Raw genomic sequence first — 17,017 nt, forward strand, 5'->3', positions numbered from 1 at the left:
AGTGGTGAAAGTGAAGAGGCGCTGGTGGCAACGCTTGCTCTACAAGCAGATTTACCGCTGTAGCTACTGCAACGAGGAGTTCAAGCTCTGAGTTTGGATGGCAAAAGGATTAGAGAAATCGTGCAACGGAAAAGCGCCAATCATCTTCGCCGTGTGAAGGAAAGATTTGTCGAGAGCCATCAGAACTCCCAGCCTAAATCTCCCCGCAAGAAAACGCCCGTATTCTTAGAATAACGGGCGTTTTAGTTTTATCCAAAAGGAAGGATAATTATTTCATCGTTTCAACTTTCTGCTGCAGGGCATCTAGTTGCTTCATCTTGCCCTGAAGGCCCATAGACTGGTAGTTGATGGATGCAGGGTTCATTAATTGACCTTGCTGCATTGGGTAGTCAGGCAGTGTTTTGAAGAAATCACCGATGACGTCTTGAATCGGCACGAACAGCCACATGTTGTCAGCCATCCAGCGCAAGTACATACCTGACTCGTGCGGTGCTTTTTCGAATGGGTCAGCACGAAGGTGGATGATCTGCGGCCAGTTCTGCTCAAAGCGAATGGCATCAGACATGTTGCCTTTCATTACGGCAAAGTTTAGTTTCCAGTCGTTCCAGCGAACTGCATTCAGTTCACCATTGGCTGAGAAGTAAAGCAGGGATTCACGAGGGCCTTTATCTTCTTTACCTTCAAAATAAGGCTTGAAGTTATAGCCATCGATGTGAACACGCCAGTCTTTACCATTTGATGTGTAGCTTTCAGCCAGTTGTTCTTTCACATCTGGTACACCGGCAGCATCCATAAGCGTTGGTAGCCAATCTTGGTGTGCCATCATGTCATTGATGCGAGTACCTGGCTCAATCACACCCGGCCAGCGAACAAGTTGAGGTACGCGCATACCGCCTTCCCAAGTTGTGCCTTTCTCACCATGGAATGGGGTTGCACCGCCATCAGGCCAAGTTGCGGTTTCAGCACCGTTATCGGTTGAGTAAATAACGATGGTGTTGTCAGCAATCTTTAGTTCGTCGAGTTTGTCGAGCAAGATACCCACATGATCATCGTGCTCAAGCATGCCGTCGGCGTAAATACTGATGCCAGAATTGCCTTGGTATTTCTCTTGCAGGCGCGTCCAAACGTGCATTCGGGTCGTGTTGTGCCAGATAAAGAAAGGCTTGTCGGCTTTTACCGCTTTTTCCATGAAGGCAAGTGATGCTTCAAGAAACTCCTCGTCGGCATGTTCCATACGCTTACGGGTCATCGGGCCAGTGTCTTCAATCTTGCCGTCGGCAAAAGATTTTATCACACCGCGTGGTCCGTAGTTTTTACGGAACTCAGGATCTTTCGGATAGTAGTAGGTTTCTGGCTCTTCTTCAGCGTTTAGGTGGTAGAGATTGCCGAAGAACTCGTCGAAACCATGCGCGGTCGGAAGGTGCTGATCCTGATCACCGAGGTGGTTCTTACCAAACTGCGCGGTCATGTAACCTTGGCCTTTTAGTAAGTCAGCAATGGTCGGTGCCCATTCAGGAATACCGTGATCGGAGCCTGGCATACCAATCGTCAATAGACCTGTGCGGAAAGGTTCCTGACCTGTGATGAAGGATGCACGGCCAGCGGTACAAGACTGCTGGCCGTAGTGATCAGTAAACAATGCACCTTCATTGGCGATACGGTCAATATTTGGGGTTTCGTAACCCATCATACCTTGGTTGTACGCACTGATATTCCAGTAACCCACATCGTCACCGAAAATCGCCAAAATGTTTGGTTTGTCTGCTGCGATAGCAGCACTTGACGTTGCGAGAACCCCAAGACCGACAGCCAGTTTACTTACTTGGTTTGCCATAATAACTCCGTTCAAATTAAGAGCGTTTTTTAATCAGCACGAAAGGTGCTTATTTGTCGTTAGGCGCTAAGTTACTGGCTACTAAGGGGCTTTGTCGCTTTATAGCGGTTATAACCTTTGGTTAATTAGGTTGGCTAATGTGATGTTTTATAAAGCTTTTAATCAAATGAGAGTGAAGTGAAATCGACGGTAACCGTGATGAGTGTCACACCTGATTTCGCAGGAGATGTTGATCTTAAGGCACGGCTTCGGACTATTTTAGTCGCAGAAAAATACTAAATTTTGAGTGTTGCAGGTCGCGGAACTACCCATTGTGAGCTATTAATTTTTGTTGCAGGACGCCATTTTAACTTAGTGACTGAGGTTTATATGACAGCGAGAAAAGGCTTCAAAAGCCGAATAATGATACTTGCAACACTGCTGGTCGGTGCTGCAAGCAGTAGTATCGCAGCAGAGAAACCCAATATTTTAGTTATCTGGGGTGATGACATCGGACAAACCAATGTCAGTGCCTATACATTTGGGTTGGTTGGCTATCACACTCCGAACATAGACAGTATTGCCAAAGAAGGGATGATGTTTACCGATTATTACGGTGAACAATCCTGTACCGCAGGCCGTTCAACGTTTATTACCGGGCAAACCGTATTGAGGACCGGGCTAAGTAAAGTAGGGCTTCCCGGTGCTGATCTCGGTTTGCAAGCAGAAGATGCCACTATTGCTGAGTTGCTTAAGCCGCTGGGTTATATGACCGGTCAGTTTGGTAAGAACCACCTGGGCGATAAAGACGAACATCTGCCAACCAACCATGGCTTTGATGAATTCTTCGGTAACCTCTACCACCTTAATGCTGAGGAAGAGCCTGAGAATGTTGATTACCCCAAAGACCCTGAGTTCCGTAAGAAATTCGGTCCACGCGGTGTGATCAAGTCTTACGCCGACGGCAAGATTGAAGATACCGGTCCGCTGACTCGTAAGCGGATGGAAACCGTGGATGACGAGACCCTTGAAGCCGCGTTGGACTTCATGGATCGCGCTGTGAAAGCCGAGAAGCCTTTCTTTGTTTGGTGGAATGCGACTCGCATGCACTTCCGCACTCATGTTAAGGAAGCAAATTCGGGCAAGACAGGGATCAGTTATTATGCCGATGGTATGGTCGAGCACGATAACCATGTCGGCGTGTTGCTGAAAAAAGTCGATGATCTCGGCATCAAAGACAACACCATAGTCTTTTATTCCACTGATAACGGCCCGCACATGAACTCGTGGCCAGATGCCGGTTTGACGCCTTTCCGTGGTGAAAAGAATACCAACTGGGAAGGGGCATACCGAGTACCCGCGATGGTACGTTGGCCGGGTAAAATTGAACCGGGCAGTGTATCCAATGAGATCATGCACCACATGGACTGGATGCCAACCTTCCTCGCAGCAGCCGGTGATGACGAGATAAAAGAGAAATTGGTTGAAGGTTATCAAGCTGGTGACAAGAAGTTCAAAGTTCATCTCGATGGTTATAACTTCCTGCCGTACCTAACTGGTGAAGTGGATAAAGGGCCTCGTGAAGAAGTGTTCTACTTTACCGATGATGGTGATTTGAGCTCGATTCGCTACAACAACTGGAAGATTGTGTTCTTGGAGCAGCGCGCGAAAGGGACATTGCGTATTTGGGCTGAACCTTTCACCCCGTTACGTGTACCTAAAATCTTCAACTTGAGGATGGACCCTTACGAGGTCGCTGACATTACTTCGAACACCTACTATGACTGGATGCTTGACCGTGCCTTCATGTTAGTACCGGCCCAAGCCTATGTGGCCAAGTTCCTTGAAACCTTTAAGGAGTTCCCACCTAGGCAGAAAGCCGCTAGCTTCTCGCTTGATCAGGTGATGGAAAAACTCCAGCAGCCACCAAATAAATAAGGTGCTGAATTAAATATAAATATCTAGGGCTCTTCGGAGCCCTTTATTCACTTTCATACTCTATCTTTAGTTAGGGAGCATAATTCTTCAAGGATGGATATGGCACGGTTGTTTCAATTAAGCATTTTTAAATCGCTGTTAGTTTTCGGTATGTTTATTACCTTATTTTCTGGGGGCACGATAGCAAAGCCCCAAGAATTTATCGGTAGTGCAGCCTGTGCCGAATGTCATGCAGAGCAAGTGAAAGCGTGGCGGGGCTCCCACCATGAAATGGCGATGAAACATGCGACACCTGAATCTGTCATGGCCAACTTTTCCGACCAAAAGCTCGAACATAAAGGTAAAACCAATCGCTTTTTCAAAAAGGGCGATGAGTATTGGATCAATATCGCGGGTGCCGATCAGCAATTTTCTGATTTCAAAATTAGCTATACCTTTGGCGTTTATCCTCTGCAGCAATATATGGTTGAGTTTCCTGATGGCCGCATCCAGCTAATTCCTTTTGCCTGGGACTCCCGTCCGCCAGAGAAAGGCGGCCAACGTTGGTTTCACTCATATCCTGAGGCGACACCGGTTGATGAGTTCTATTGGACCAATGCGGGGCAGAACTGGAACTTCATGTGCGCCGATTGCCACTCAACCAATCTAAAGAAAAACTACGATAGCAAGACAAATAGCTATCAAACTACGTGGTCAGAAATCAATGTCGGTTGCGAGGCTTGCCATGGTCCTGCCAGCGGCCACATGGATTATGTCAAAGAAAACGAAAGCGATATGCCAACCTCACACGCAAGTGAGTTAATGGGATTCGAGCGTGATCTCACTGTCTCAGTTAAACGGTGGGTTGCTAAGGAAGGGCATAAAACCCTTCAACCTGCTTCGATAAGTCCGACTGAACAAGTACAAACTTGTGCGCAATGCCATAGCCGCCGCACTCAACTTAACGAAACAGCTGATCATGTTAAGGGTTCATTTTTGGATAAGTATCGGCTGAGCTTGATCACCCCAGAGCTTTATTATCATGACGGCCAGATTTATGACGAAGACTATGTGTATGGCTCTTTTTTGCAATCACGTATGGCGGAGAAGGGAGTGACCTGTACCAACTGCCATGATCCCCACACGGCAAAACTAAAGATCCCTGAAGAGGCTGTGTGTAGCCAGTGCCATGTCTCACCTGAATATGCTTCCAGCAAGCATACGCTCCACCCTGAAGGGTCAGAAGCGGCCAAATGTACTTCCTGCCATATGCCCGAGACGACGTATATGCAGATAGATCCTAGGCGGGATCACAGCTGGCATATCCCTAGGCCGGATATCAGCAAGCATATCAACACCCCCAATGTGTGTACTGGTTGCCATGAAGATCAAACTGATCTGTGGGCAGATAAAACGCTTGCCAAGCATTTCCCTAACTCCAAGTATCGCAATCAGCAGCATTTTGGTGTGGCATTTTATGCCGATAGCATTGGCCATAAAGCCGCGCCGGATGCGCTCTCTTATACTGCTCAAGATTCGTCCCTGAGTCATATTATCAGAGCTTCGGCACTGTCTCGCATGGCGGGTAATTCAGGACAGAACACCTTAGTGGCTTTGGCAAGAGCGGTTAAACATGACAATGAGTTGATTCGGTTAGGCGCCATTGAAGGCTCGGCTAGTTACGGTTGGCCGGAACGTTGGCAGATCATATCCCCATTGTTATCGGATCCTGTTTTGTCGGTGAGAACAGAAACGGCGGCGGCGTTGGTCGTTCATTGGACACAAATGAACTTGTTGCAAAAAGACAGCCTGAATAAGCCGTTGCAAGAATATATCGAGATCCAACAATTCAATGCAGATAGAGGGTTTGGCAGAACGAACCTTGGCAACGTTTATCGCGCGATGGGGGATGTTGATGAAGCCATCTCTTGGTATCGAGGCGCAATAGAGATCGAGCCCTATTTTGCCAATAGTTATGTCAACCTTGCGGACTTGTACCGGAGCCAAAACAAAGAAACGCTAGCCCTCGATGTGCTCAAACAAGGTATGGCGGCCCAGCCTAACGACAGTGCATTACCTTACAGTGCTGGGTTGGCCTATTTACGTGCTGGCGAGATGCTGCAAGCCAAGACGTTGCTGAAAAAAGCCGCTGAAATGGCTGAGGGTAATTCCCATTACTGGTATGTCTACGGGTTAGCGTTAGAAAAAACCGATGTCATGGCAGCCAGCAAGGCGATACATACCGCTTTTGAATTAAGCGGTAACCCGCAGCATTTGTATGCTCAGTGTGAGGTGTTAGCGAGAAATTACCAAAGAGGAGAAGTTGCTACGGCGTTTGAAGGCTGTACCCAGCAGCTTGGCAAGATAGTACCACCAGAAGTGGTTAGTCAGTTGAAAGCTCAGATCAGGGGCTAATAGCAATTTGAAACCATGAAAAGGTTTGAGGCTGTAATGGCTAATATAACCATTAGTTATCGGGCTTATGGCTACGATATAGGTCATAAAATACTAAAACCTAATTAGGTGAGGGAATCTATGAACCAAGCACAGCAAGCTATTAATCAGCTGATTGAACAAACAGAGAAAAGTGTTATCGGTCAGCGGCATGTCGTTGAAGCACTAGTGATTGGCTTGCTGGCCAACGGTCATATTCTTTTAGAAGGCTTACCAGGTACGGCAAAAACTCGCTCGGTGAAGTCTTTGGCCGCTCTGCTCCAAACGGATTTTGGTCGCATTCAATTTACGCCTGACTTGCTGCCTTCGGATGTGACGGGCACCGAGATTTATCAAGATCTCGACGGCAAACCTCAGCTCCATTTCCAACCTGGACCCATTTTTAACAGTATTGTCCTCGCTGATGAGGTCAACCGAGCGCCGGCTAAAGTGCAAGCCGCACTACTTGAAGCGATGGCTGAAGGGACAATCACAGTAGGCGATACAACGCATCAATTACCAGAGCTGTTCATGGTGCTTGCGACACAGAATCCGGTGGAGCAGGAGGGGACATATCCGTTACCGGAAGCGCAGATGGACCGCTTCATGATGAAGGTAACCGTTGAATACCCTGAAGATGACGCCGAGCTTGATATTATTCGTCTAGTACGTGGTGAAGAGTTGGGTGCCGGTGAATCTCACACCGAAGCGCAAACACAGCAGTATATTGAAACAGATATCGTACTTGAGGCTCGCCGTCAGCTGCCAAATATTGCGGTATCAGATCTTGTCGAGCGCTATATTGTTGCTTTGGTCATGGCGACACGTAAGCCAGAGCGTTATCCAGATTCAAGTCTTGCAACATGGATTGAGGTCGGCTCGAGTCCACGTGCTTCTATTGCACTGGATAAATGCGCGCGAGCCTATGCTTGGCTTCAAGGTCGTGACCATGTTTTGCCGGACGATGTTCGTGCCATGGCACCTATGGTACTTGGCCACCGCTTTACCCTGAGCTATGACGCCCTTGCCGATGGGATTAGCCATTTGCGGATTGTTGAAGAGCTGCTCGACCATGTAGAAATTGGATAACAGGGGGCATTATGGCAAAGCCGAACATTGCCCCTCAACCTGCTGGGCTTGATAGCCGAATTTATTGTGATTATGCACGTTTAGTGCGTCTACAGTCCCAGATCAATACGTTTAGTTTACTGCCGCATTTGAAAGCCGGTAGTGTCTTGTCGGGCCGACATAACTCCTTGTTTCGAGGGCGTGGGCTTAACTTTGAAGAGCTGCGCCATTATCAAATGGGCGATGATATTCGTAATCTCGACTGGAAGGTAACCCTGCGAACGGGCAAGCCCCATGTTCGCAGTTATACCGAAGAAAAAGATCGCAATGTCATTATCTGCGTCGACCAGCGTAGCCAGATGTTTTTCTCGTCGACTCAAGTGATGAAATCTGTCGTGGCCGCAGAAATTGCTGCCATGTGTGGTTGGCGAGTGCTCAAAGATGGCGATCGGGTTGGTGTCGTTGTCGCTTCAGCCGAGAAGGTCTACCACAGTAAATCGCAGCGATCCCAGCATGCGTATATGGCGCAGTTAAAGGTTTTGGCTAGTGCTAATCAGCAACTTAACGTTGATTCTACAAATAGTGGCAAGGTGAGTTTTTCATTATGGCTTGAGCAGCTTAAGCGAATGAATTTATCCCAATCGACTTTGGTGTTTATTACCGACTGGCGTGATTGCGAGGAGCAACACCTTGATTTGCTTAAGCAGTTTCAAATGCATAACGATGTGCTGGCTGTGATGGTTAACGACCCTCTTGAGCAAACTCTGCCAAATGAGCTCGCAAAATCAAATTGGGTGGTCGGAGACGGACAGTATCAGTTAACCCTGGACTCCAAAGACAAAATCGCCAATGCCAGTGCGAGTTTAGCTGAGCGAAGCCAAGTTGCACGCCAGTCACTGACTCGCTTAATGGCTTTGAAAAGCCTTCCTTTTATTGAACTGGATACTTCGGGTTCCCACATTAGTCAGTTCCAACGGCTTGTTGGGAGACAATAATAATGAGTATCGAGCATACACCACCAAGCACGTACATACTGCGTGATCTTTTTGATGTCACCGTACCTGATAGTGTCAGTTGGATGCCGCAGACGATTGGCTGGAAAATCCTTGCCACCGCTTTGATTATTCTGGCTGCCTTTCTTGCTTATCGCCGGCTGCTTTTTTGGTGGCATAACCGCTACCGCAACGAGGCAATTGCAGCGATAAACAACCTTAATACTGACGACCAAAACTTTGAAGATAGCCTGTACTCGATTTTGAAGGTTGTACTGGTGTACTTGGAGCCCGCCTATGGCAGGTTATTTGGCCAGTCATTCCTACAACAGCTTGATAGGTTGGGCGATGTGAAAGTAGTTTTTGATGATGGCCAAGGCCTGAAGTGGACACAGTCACTGGTTGACCCATCGACAGTCTTGAATGCTGAAGAGCGAACCCGTTTACAGCGCAAAGCGGTTACCTGGGTGAAGAGCCACCCATCTCATCACAGGCAGCGCGAAACCCAAAACGGTTTTATTGCCAAATTAGTGACTAGACGTAAAGAGCAGGGAGAAGGGCGTCATGTTTAACTTTTCTCTGATTAACTTTTCCCTGACTAGCTTGGAGTTTATTCATCCTTGGTGGTTTCTGGCTCTGCCGTTACCACTGTTGGTTGTCTATTTTGTTCCGGCTTATCGCACCAAGCAAAGTGCAATTAAAGTGCCTTTTTTCAGCCACTTAATTGAGGCGTTGGGCGAAAGTCCTTCTGCAGGGGCCAACCAGTTATCGCCATCTTGGTGGCAGCGTATGACCTTGGTGATTTCTTGGGTACTGATTATCACCGCCTTAGCCAAGCCAACTATTTTGGGCGCGCCGCAAGTGAGAGAGAGCTTTGGCCGTGATGTCATGGTGCTGGTGGATCTTTCAGGATCAATGGCTGAAAAGGATTTTACTTCAGCAAAAGGCAAGAGAGTCTCACGTCTTGATGCTGTGAAAGAGGTGTTGGCAGATTTTGTCAAAACCCGAGAGGGCGATCGTTTGGGCTTAATTCTGTTTGGTGACGCGGCTTTCTTGCAAACACCGTTTACGGCCGATCAGGATGTGTGGCTAGCACTGCTTAACCAAACCGAAGTGGCTATGGCCGGTCAGAGTACCCATTTAGGTGATGCGATGGGGCTGGCAATTAAAGTGTTTGATCAAAGCCATCAGGAAAAAGGTGACGCAGATAGAGAGAAAGTCGCTATCGTGCTTACCGATGGCAATGATACCGATAGCTTTGTTGAGCCGATTGAAGCAGCCAAGGTTGCCAAGGCAAAAGGGGTGCGAATCCATATGATTGCAATGGGCGATCCTCAAACGGTGGGCGAGACGGCGCTTGATATGGATACCATCAACCGCGTTGCTCAAGAGTCGGGCGGACAGGCTTTTGTTGCACTAGATCGTGAAGCACTTTCTGCTGCTTATGAAGAGATTGGCAAGCTTGAGCCTCAACTTTATGAAAGCTCAACCTATCGTCCCAAGCAAAGCATTCACCACTATCTGATTGCGGTCGTCGTTGTGATGTACTTGGTTGCCTTCTCGCTGGCCACACTCAATCGGCGCAGAACCAGCCACCGGCGTTGGGTCTCGGAGGATAAAGGCTCTGAGGATAAAGGTTCTGAGGCTAGCGTAAAGGAAAAAGGCTCGGAGGGTAACCATGCTTGATAGCTTGAACCTACAGCAGGTGATTACTCAGTTTCATTTCATCAGACCGATGTGGTTGCTGGCCTTTATACCTATGGGGCTTTTATTGTGGCTTCGCTGGCGTGAAGACAACCAGCCTTCTTGGAAAGATGTGCTGCCTGAGCACCTGCGTAATGTGCTGACCATAGGAGAAAAAGGTTGGAGCAAGCAACTGCCGCTTAAATTACTGATGGCCATTATTGCCATTGCGATTGTGATCTGCGCCGGGCCAACATGGCAGCGCCAAGCTTCACCCTTCGGCGAGGACAAAGCCTCAATGCTGGTGTTGCTTGATAGCAGCGAGTCGATGCTTGAGAAAGATTTACCCCCTAGCCGGTTAGAGCGGGCAAAACATAAAGTCCGTGACTTGTTAGCACTGCGCCAAGGTGGCAGCACAGGTTTGGTGGTGTATGCAGGCTCTGCCCATGTTGCGATGCCAATGACTCAAGATACTAAGGTGTTTGAGCCGACATTGGCGGCGATTTCCCCTGAAATTATGCCTGTCGAAGGCAAGTTTGCTGAACAGGCTCTGCCGCTCATCGACCAACTGCTGCAAGGGAGACCTGGCTCGACAGTATTGATGGTGTCTGACGGTGTTAACCCGAATACTGTTGAGGTTTTTAAAGCCTATTTTGCCGACAAGCCTTATCAGCTGATGGTACTGGGGGCGGGTAACCGCGATGTTGCCAGCGATGCGCCAGCGGATTTTGATTCACTGAGGCAACTTGCCAGTGACACTGGTGGCCGATTCATTGCTGCTACTGTCGACAGTAGCGACATAGAGCAGATTAACCGCTCCGTTGAGAGAAATATGCAGCTGAATGGTGAGTCAGCAATGCCATGGCAGGATATGGGGTATCAACTGTTGTTGCCGGTTGCCCTGGTCATGCTGCTGTGGTTCCGCAAAGGTTGGCTGGTGCAATGGTGCGTGGTCATGACCTTGAGTGGAAGCCTATTGGTAGCACCTGTTGTCAAAGCTGAAACAATCGTTGCATCGAAAGCTCCAACAACAGAGCCTACCACTGAGGTCACTGCCTGGGATAAAACAGCGCAATGGTGGTGGAATTTGTGGTTAACGCCGGATCAGCAAGGCCAGCGACTATTCAATAAAGGGGAATACCTAGAGGCCGCGAAGCATTTTGTCGACCCGCTAAGAAAAGGAACCGCCTATTACTATGCCAGTGAGTATAAACAGGCCCATCGCGCATTTCTGCAAATGGATAGTGACTTCGGCTTGTATAACGCGGCGAGTGCATTGGCGAGGCAGCGAGAGTACCTCGCGGCGAGAGACTTATTGCAGTCTTTAGCTGACAAGACAACCCTTGATCCTGAACTACGACCTGGTGTTGAACATAACCTCAAGGTTATTGGCGGCATTGTAGAGGAAATCAACCGCACCAGTGAAAGCCAGGCGGGAACAACGGATGGACCGGAAGAGTCTTTCGAGTTGAGTGATGACAAACCTCGCACGGCTGACGGGGCCGATGAAAAAACCGCCGCAGAGCTCATGATAAAAGACACTTTGAATGCCAACGAAATTTTGGGCAGTGACGAACTGGCGGATAAATGGCTGAGGCGGGTAGAAGCCGATCCTAAGTATTTCTTGCGGGCTAAATTTCAAATTCAGCTCAATGACGTAAATAGCAATGAGCCAGCCTCGGAGGTGCAACAATGAGAACGCAATATTTCACCTCCATGACGTTGTGGCTTGGCTTAATGTTGTTGTTAGTCAGCTCGTCTAGTTACGCGGTCACCATTCAGCAGCTCCAGAAAAGCAATGATGTAGAAATCAAGGCATGGTTGAGTGACGGGAAAGACAAATTACCTAGCTTTAGTGTTAATGAGCAGGTCATTTTGTATGTCGAAGTAGCCACGCCTCGTTGGCTTACCGGGGGTACCCGCATTGAGTCGGTTGAAATCTCCAATGTCATCGCTAAACAGCGCAATCAATTAGCCACCAATTATACCGAGCGAAAAGGCGGGCAGACGTGGTCCCGCCAACGGTGGGAAATCACCTTGTACCCTGTTAAATCTGGCTCTTATACCGTGCCTCCGCTTGCGGTGAGTGTGCAGGTCTCTGCGCCAGATGGCAGTAATGTTGTAGGTTCTTTATATACCCAACCATTGGCCTTTAACGTTAGCTTGCCTTCCGGTTTGCTCAGTGAGGGTACGCCTTGGTTTACAGCGACAAATGTCGATGTGAAGCAAGAGTGGTCGCAATCGAGCGATGATTTGAAAGTTGGTGATGCAATCACGCGTAAAGTGACTGTCGAGGCTCAGGATAGCCTTTCTGTACTGTTGCCGAACCTGTTGAAAAGTGAGTCATCGACCTATTTTCAGGCATACCCTCAACCTCACCGATTAGATGACTCGCAGACGCGAGGTGATTATCAATCAAGCCGAGTTGAAGAAACTGTCTATGTGATACAGCAAGGGGGGGACTTCAAGCTACCCGAGCACCAGTTCCAATGGTGGAATGCCAAAACCAACAAGCTTGAAACAGTCACCCTTGAAGGGAAACAATTTCACGCCCGACATATTCCGGCTTCTTTTGTGAAGGCTAACTTACGCACTTTAGTCACTACGCTTGCTGTACTGGTTATAGCGCTGGGTATGTTCTTTGCCGGAAAGCGGTATTATCGATCTCATCCGACGCCACCATGGCTGTTGTTTTGGTTTGAGGTGAGGAAAGGCGATTGGTCAAAGGCCAGGGCACACTTGTATCGACATTTACGTGTCTCAACCGACCATTTAGAGATGGGCAAAGCAGGAAACGAGAAAGCTTGGTTGACCACCAGTCATCAAGTCCAGTCGGGTGAAGGAAAAGCGCGTATTTTTCAGAAGATGTGGCGAATGATCAGTAACAAGCACAAATCATCTAATCGATTCAAGTTACCTAAAGCGCTACCTAAGTTAGATAAGGGTCACAAGCAGCATTAGTTTCCTTTAACTTATTGAAAAATAATGCCTATGATTAAAAGCATAACAATGACAATAATTGGCTGAATAGATGAAAAGCACCGATCTAAACCTTATTCCTATTTTTGTTGCCGTGTATGAAGAGCAAAGCCTGTCCAAAGCGGCTGTTCGGATGGATGTGAGCCAGCCAGCAGTGAGTAAAGGGCTAAAGCGTTTGCGTGATATTTATGATGATCCTTTATTTCACCGCAATGCCAACGGGGTAGAGCCGACCGCTTTTGCCAGTGATATTTATCCGGCCTTGGCTGCCTCGTTGAAGAACTTCAGTTCGACGCTTTCTGCTTCGAGGGAGTTTGATCCAAAAACATCAAAGCGGATCTTTTCGATCGCCTGCGTGTCTGTTGCTAGCTACAGCATTGTGCCTGCTTTGATAGAGCAGGTTCGTTTGGAAGCACCGAATATCGCATTTGAAATCCATCCATTGTTCACCGAGGATATGGAATCTGATCTTCGCTTGCAACGTTATGATTTAGTAATTGACTTGCCACCTCGGGGCCGGAGTTTGCTCAAATCACAAGTGCTTTACTCTGAAGAACTCAGTGTAGTCTGTTGTAAGCACCATCCTCGGTTGATTGATTCAGTGACTATTGAACAGTTTTTGGCCGAAGATCATGTGGTGGTTGCACGTTGGCACGCTCGAGGCAGCTTATTGAATGCAGAGGACATTCCGGAGCTTGATCAGCGAAATATTATCGTGAGGGCACCAGGCGCAGTGGAAATGCTGCCGATCATTGCGGATTCGGACATGATTGGTATTTTGCCAAAATCGACTATTGAATCATTTTCAGATCTTTACGATATTAAGGCTCTGCCATTACCTTTTGGGCAAGATGTTTATGATTTATGCGCCATCTGGCACCCCAGCCGAACGTCTGAAACTAGTCATCGCTGGCTGAGGCAGCTGTTATTTAAAGTGGTAAAAGCTAATTGATACTTTGATTAGTTCCATCCTCTTTCAGTAGGTTGCCATTTTAAAATTTTGGATCTAATCCAATGCGCGCTGGAGCCCTGACATATATTCTGGGTATTGTGAAATTGTATTGTGGCCAGCACTATCTATAACGACTACCTCTTGCAGCTGATTGCCAAATTCAGCGATGAGTTGTTCGGTTCTGGCGCGGGATATTATCTGATCGTCTTCAGCCATGAAGATATGGGTTTTAGCGGTAATATCTTTCACTCTATCCGAAGATCGGTACTTGTCTTTGATCAGCCAGGAAACGGGGAACATCCAGTAAATCTCCTTGGCAACATTTTCAATGCTATCAAAAGGTGTGACTAAAATAAGCTTATCGACTTGCCGATTGGCTGCCACAAAGGTGGCAACCCCTGAGCCAAGGCTCCTTCCCATTAGGGAGACGGATTGATGCTGATTTTGTACCGACTCAAAAATTGCTACAGCATCGTTATACAAAGCGGCTTCAGTTGGCGTGCTAGGATTGTTGCCGTAACCTCGGTAAGGGATCAGGTAAACGGTATAGTGAGGGATCACCGCCTTGAAGAAGGGGATGTTGGCTTCGATGTTTTCTGCATTCCCGCCATAATAAATTAACGCCTTCGGCTGCCCTTCATTGATTGCCCAGCCGTATAGTTTTGCTCCATCGACAATAAAGTGGGTGTTCATCTCGCCGTAAACATTACTGGCAGGTTGGGGGAAGTAGAGAAACTGACGCTGCAGGGAACAAAATGTAAGGAAGAACAGGGCGTAGCCTACCACTATGATAATTAAGATACTTTTCATTCATACGTCCTGTCTTGCCTGCGTTTCTCCCAATAATAGACGAACGCATAAATCACGAAATTGATCATCAAAGCCGTAATACCCAAAACAATTTGGACATCAAAGCTGAATCCAGCCGGATAAATCACTGGAATGAGGTAGTGCTCGACAAATCCCCCTGGATATCCCTCGCCACCAGCTGCTAGGCGCAATTGGTTTTCCAATGGCGTCAAAGGACAAATCCAGCCTTTGAAACTGAGAACTGAAACCCAGAGTACTGCCGGAATATGGACTAACACCATGATGTTTCGCCATATTACCAGCAAGCCTCCGAGCAATGCGAAGATGATAAACAATAGGTGAAAAATGACGACCAGATCTGCCAAGATTCGATACATCATAAGCGGTCACCACTTCCATTGGCTTAAGGTAACTTATTAAAGCAATAGCTGTTATCCACATTCAGGTCAAAGCTTAAAAGTTATACCGACCTATAACATCTGGGCGCTCTACTGTTATCAACAATATCTGGGGACAGTTTCATCAGAGTAATACAGAGTTTGAGTAAAGGCGCTTGATTAAAGGTGTTTCACAGCAGTCGATTATGAGGTGAAAAACATTTAACATATATTACTTTGTAACTATCTGAAGTAGAAATATATGTCATTGCCACCTTGCCCCAACTGCCAGTCTGAATATGTTTACCAAGATCAATCTCACTTAGTTTGCCCTGAATGTGCATACGAATGGAATCCTTCTGAGCTTGCTGAAGAAGATACATTGTCAATCAAAGATGCCAACGGCACCCTTCTAGCGGAAGGTGACAAGGTCACAGTAGCGAAAGATCTCAAAGTGAAAGGCAGTTCACTGGTGATTAAAATTGGTACGAAAGCGGTTATTCGTCGCATTGTAGACGGTAAAGATCACCAATTGGATTGCAAAGTTGATGGTGCGGGTGAAATGATGATTACAGCGAAGTTTGTCAAGAAAGCTTGAGAAACTAGGCTGTATTGAAAATGGCTGTATATTGAGTATTGGTTGAGAATGCTTTATAGCACTCTACATCTTTATTCATCGATTAATTGCGGTATTGGCTACATTTGTAGCCAATGTTGATACTCCTTCAATAATTACTAATCACTAATTGATTGCTCGTTTTTTTTGTTTTTATAAAGGTGGCGAAAAGGAGAATATATGGAAATATCTCTAAGAAAAGCTTTGGAATCTGATATCAATTTCTTAGTTGAACTACGTGATATCACAATGCGGCCCCATCTAGAAAAGGTCGGTATGCCTGTAACACGCGATGAGTATATAAAGCGTATCAGTTATGAGTTTGATGCTGCTCAAATCATTGAACTTGATGGCCTACCGGTAGGGCTGTTTAAGGTGGTGTATTATGAAGATATAAATCAATGGTACATCATTCAGATCCAAATCCACCCTGGTTATCAGAACCTTAACATTGGCAGTAATTTGATTCGTTCTATCACCGAGAATGCCCTACAAATGGGTGCTAGTGTTGGTTTGAGTGTGATAAAAACTAATCCGGCATGTAAGCTCTACTTACGCTTGGGCTTTGAGCAAGTCAGTGAATCAGAGCATGAGTTTAACTTGGTATTTAATCTGAAAGGCTAAGGGGGAACTATGCGTAAAATATCAGATGATATCTGGATTTTAGACGGTGAAGCAGTTCCTTTTTTATCATTACCTTTTACAACACGGATGACGGTTGTCCGTTTACCTGAAGATCAATTATGGGTACATAGCCCAATCAAACTAACGAGTGAAATCAAGAGTCAATTAGCTGACCTCGGAGAGGTTAAGTACCTTATTGCTCCGAACCATTTACACCATTTGTTTATTGCAGACTGGCAATCTTGCTATCCAGATGCAATGACCATTGGTACTCGTGAAGTGATAAAAAAACGTGCTGATATCATCTTTAGCTCATCATTAAATGATGATCAAAAATGGCCTTGGGCAGATGAGATTGATCAAGTCATGTTTACGGGTTCTCCTTTAATGGAAGAGTGTGTGTTTTTCCATATAAAGTCAGGCACCTTGATAGTCACGGATCTTATCGAAAATTTCCCATCATCAAATTTTAATCATTGGCAGCGTTTGATTGCCAAAGGTGTCGGTATCTTAGCCCCTAATGGGAAGATGCCACTTGATTGGCGTTTGAGCTTCACATTTGGAAAGTCTCAGGCTAGGGAGCATTTAAACCAAATCATAACCTGGCACCCGAAGGTGATTGTTATGTCTCATGGTGAGATAGTGGAGAGCGGAGCTAAGCAATTTATAGAAACGTCATTTAGGTGGCTATTATTTCCATAAGCGCTAAGCTTGGCCTCTATAAATAGGTTTTACTCCTTTCCTTTCATAAAT

General features: G+C 46.8%; 15 protein-coding genes. 12 read left to right on the forward strand and 3 right to left on the reverse strand.

The genetic code is table 11. The annotated features are described in order from the left end of the window. Window positions 1-268 precede the first annotated feature (268 nt). Window positions 269-1,834, reverse strand: coding sequence for an arylsulfatase (locus tag R2X38_RS06440; RefSeq protein WP_317521350.1), 1,566 nt, complete (start codon window positions 1,832-1,834; stop codon window positions 269-271). A gap of 369 nt (window positions 1,835-2,203) precedes the next feature. Here R2X38_RS06440 and R2X38_RS06445 point away from each other — a divergent pair, with 369 nt between their 5' ends. From R2X38_RS06445 to R2X38_RS06485, 9 genes are all read left to right on the forward strand, one after another. Beyond that, a complete protein-coding gene (locus R2X38_RS06445) occupies window positions 2,204-3,751 on the forward strand; it encodes an arylsulfatase (protein ID WP_317521351.1) in 1,548 nt (515 codons plus the stop codon). Window positions 3,752-3,901: 150 nt separating this feature from the next. Beyond that, window positions 3,902-6,145, forward strand: a complete 2,244-nt coding sequence (locus tag R2X38_RS06450; RefSeq protein ID WP_317521691.1) for a multiheme c-type cytochrome — start codon at window positions 3,902-3,904, stop codon at window positions 6,143-6,145. Window positions 6,146-6,265: 120 nt separating this feature from the next. Further along, on the forward strand, window positions 6,266-7,252 hold the full coding sequence (locus R2X38_RS06455) for a MoxR family ATPase (RefSeq protein WP_317521352.1): 987 nt from the start codon (window positions 6,266-6,268) through the stop codon (window positions 7,250-7,252). Window positions 7,253-7,263: 11 nt separating this feature from the next. Then, window positions 7,264-8,226 carry a DUF58 domain-containing protein gene (locus tag R2X38_RS06460; protein WP_317521353.1) on the forward strand — a complete coding sequence of 321 codons (963 nt, stop codon included), beginning with the start codon at window positions 7,264-7,266 and terminating at the stop codon, window positions 8,224-8,226. Window positions 8,227-8,228: 2 nt separating this feature from the next. After that, window positions 8,229-8,795: a DUF4381 domain-containing protein gene (locus tag R2X38_RS06465; RefSeq protein WP_317521354.1), complete on the forward strand. Its 567-nt coding sequence runs from the start codon at window positions 8,229-8,231 to the stop codon at window positions 8,793-8,795. Beyond that, window positions 8,788-9,909, forward strand: a complete 1,122-nt coding sequence (locus R2X38_RS06470) for a VWA domain-containing protein (RefSeq protein WP_317521355.1) — start codon at window positions 8,788-8,790, stop codon at window positions 9,907-9,909. The genes R2X38_RS06465 and R2X38_RS06470 overlap by 8 nt, the downstream gene beginning before the upstream one ends. Next, window positions 9,902-11,602 carry a VWA domain-containing protein gene (locus R2X38_RS06475; RefSeq protein WP_317521356.1) on the forward strand — a complete coding sequence of 567 codons (1,701 nt, stop codon included), beginning with the start codon at window positions 9,902-9,904 and terminating at the stop codon, window positions 11,600-11,602. Before R2X38_RS06470 ends, R2X38_RS06475 begins: the two co-directional genes overlap by 8 nt. Then, window positions 11,599-12,867 carry a BatD family protein gene (locus R2X38_RS06480; RefSeq protein WP_411184733.1) on the forward strand — a complete coding sequence of 423 codons (1,269 nt, stop codon included), beginning with the start codon at window positions 11,599-11,601 and terminating at the stop codon, window positions 12,865-12,867. The genes R2X38_RS06475 and R2X38_RS06480 overlap by 4 nt, the downstream gene beginning before the upstream one ends. A gap of 70 nt (window positions 12,868-12,937) precedes the next feature. Then, complete coding sequence (locus tag R2X38_RS06485; RefSeq protein ID WP_317521357.1) at window positions 12,938-13,837, forward strand: LysR family transcriptional regulator; 900 nt, start codon at window positions 12,938-12,940, stop codon at window positions 13,835-13,837. Window positions 13,838-13,891: 54 nt separating this feature from the next. On the opposite strand, the gene R2X38_RS06490 is transcribed toward R2X38_RS06485, so the two are convergent. Further along, window positions 13,892-14,647: an alpha/beta hydrolase gene (locus R2X38_RS06490; protein WP_317521359.1), complete on the reverse strand. Its 756-nt coding sequence runs from the start codon at window positions 14,645-14,647 to the stop codon at window positions 13,892-13,894. Continuing rightward, complete coding sequence (locus R2X38_RS06495) at window positions 14,644-15,027, reverse strand: DUF2784 domain-containing protein (protein WP_317521360.1); 384 nt, start codon at window positions 15,025-15,027, stop codon at window positions 14,644-14,646. The genes R2X38_RS06490 and R2X38_RS06495 overlap by 4 nt, the downstream gene beginning before the upstream one ends. Before the next feature lie 259 nt (window positions 15,028-15,286). On the opposite strand from R2X38_RS06495, the gene R2X38_RS06500 reads away from it, so the two are divergent. From R2X38_RS06500 to R2X38_RS06510, 3 genes are all read left to right on the forward strand, one after another. Further along, window positions 15,287-15,622, forward strand: coding sequence for a zinc ribbon domain-containing protein YjdM (locus R2X38_RS06500; protein WP_317521361.1), 336 nt, complete (start codon window positions 15,287-15,289; stop codon window positions 15,620-15,622). A gap of 198 nt (window positions 15,623-15,820) precedes the next feature. Beyond that, entirely contained in the window at window positions 15,821-16,264 is a 444-nt protein-coding gene (locus tag R2X38_RS06505) for a GNAT family N-acetyltransferase (RefSeq protein ID WP_317521363.1), read from the forward strand. Between the two features lie 9 nt (window positions 16,265-16,273). Continuing rightward, window positions 16,274-16,966 (forward strand): DUF4336 domain-containing protein, encoded by a 693-nt coding sequence (locus tag R2X38_RS06510; RefSeq protein WP_317521364.1) that lies wholly within the window; start codon window positions 16,274-16,276, stop codon window positions 16,964-16,966. Window positions 16,967-17,017: the final 51 nt, after the last annotated feature.

It is taken from the genome of Photobacterium rosenbergii (assembly GCF_033022775.1).
GTDB classification, from domain to species: Bacteria; Pseudomonadota; Gammaproteobacteria; order Enterobacterales; family Vibrionaceae; genus Photobacterium; species Photobacterium rosenbergii_A.

Coding starts and splice junctions, on each gene's coding strand:
- R2X38_RS06505 (WP_317521363.1), top strand. CDS start 15,821: ATGGAAATATCTCTAAGAAAAGCTTTGGAATCTGATATCAATTTCTTA.
- R2X38_RS06480 (WP_411184733.1), top strand. CDS start 11,599: ATGAGAACGCAATATTTCACCTCCATGACGTTGTGGCTTGGCTTAATG.
- R2X38_RS06460 (WP_317521353.1), top strand. CDS start 7,264: ATGGCAAAGCCGAACATTGCCCCTCAACCTGCTGGGCTTGATAGCCGA.
- R2X38_RS06510 (WP_317521364.1), top strand. CDS start 16,274: ATGCGTAAAATATCAGATGATATCTGGATTTTAGACGGTGAAGCAGTT.
- R2X38_RS06490 (WP_317521359.1), bottom strand. CDS start 14,647: ATGAAAAGTATCTTAATTATCATAGTGGTAGGCTACGCCCTGTTCTTC.
- R2X38_RS06470 (WP_317521355.1), top strand. CDS start 8,788: ATGTTTAACTTTTCTCTGATTAACTTTTCCCTGACTAGCTTGGAGTTT.
- R2X38_RS06440 (WP_317521350.1), bottom strand. CDS start 1,834: ATGGCAAACCAAGTAAGTAAACTGGCTGTCGGTCTTGGGGTTCTCGCA.
- R2X38_RS06500 (WP_317521361.1), top strand. CDS start 15,287: ATGTCATTGCCACCTTGCCCCAACTGCCAGTCTGAATATGTTTACCAA.
- R2X38_RS06450 (WP_317521691.1), top strand. CDS start 3,902: ATGTTTATTACCTTATTTTCTGGGGGCACGATAGCAAAGCCCCAAGAA.
- R2X38_RS06475 (WP_317521356.1), top strand. CDS start 9,902: ATGCTTGATAGCTTGAACCTACAGCAGGTGATTACTCAGTTTCATTTC.
- R2X38_RS06455 (WP_317521352.1), top strand. CDS start 6,266: ATGAACCAAGCACAGCAAGCTATTAATCAGCTGATTGAACAAACAGAG.
- R2X38_RS06495 (WP_317521360.1), bottom strand. CDS start 15,027: ATGATGTATCGAATCTTGGCAGATCTGGTCGTCATTTTTCACCTATTG.
- R2X38_RS06445 (WP_317521351.1), top strand. CDS start 2,204: ATGACAGCGAGAAAAGGCTTCAAAAGCCGAATAATGATACTTGCAACA.
- R2X38_RS06485 (WP_317521357.1), top strand. CDS start 12,938: ATGAAAAGCACCGATCTAAACCTTATTCCTATTTTTGTTGCCGTGTAT.
- R2X38_RS06465 (WP_317521354.1), top strand. CDS start 8,229: ATGAGTATCGAGCATACACCACCAAGCACGTACATACTGCGTGATCTT.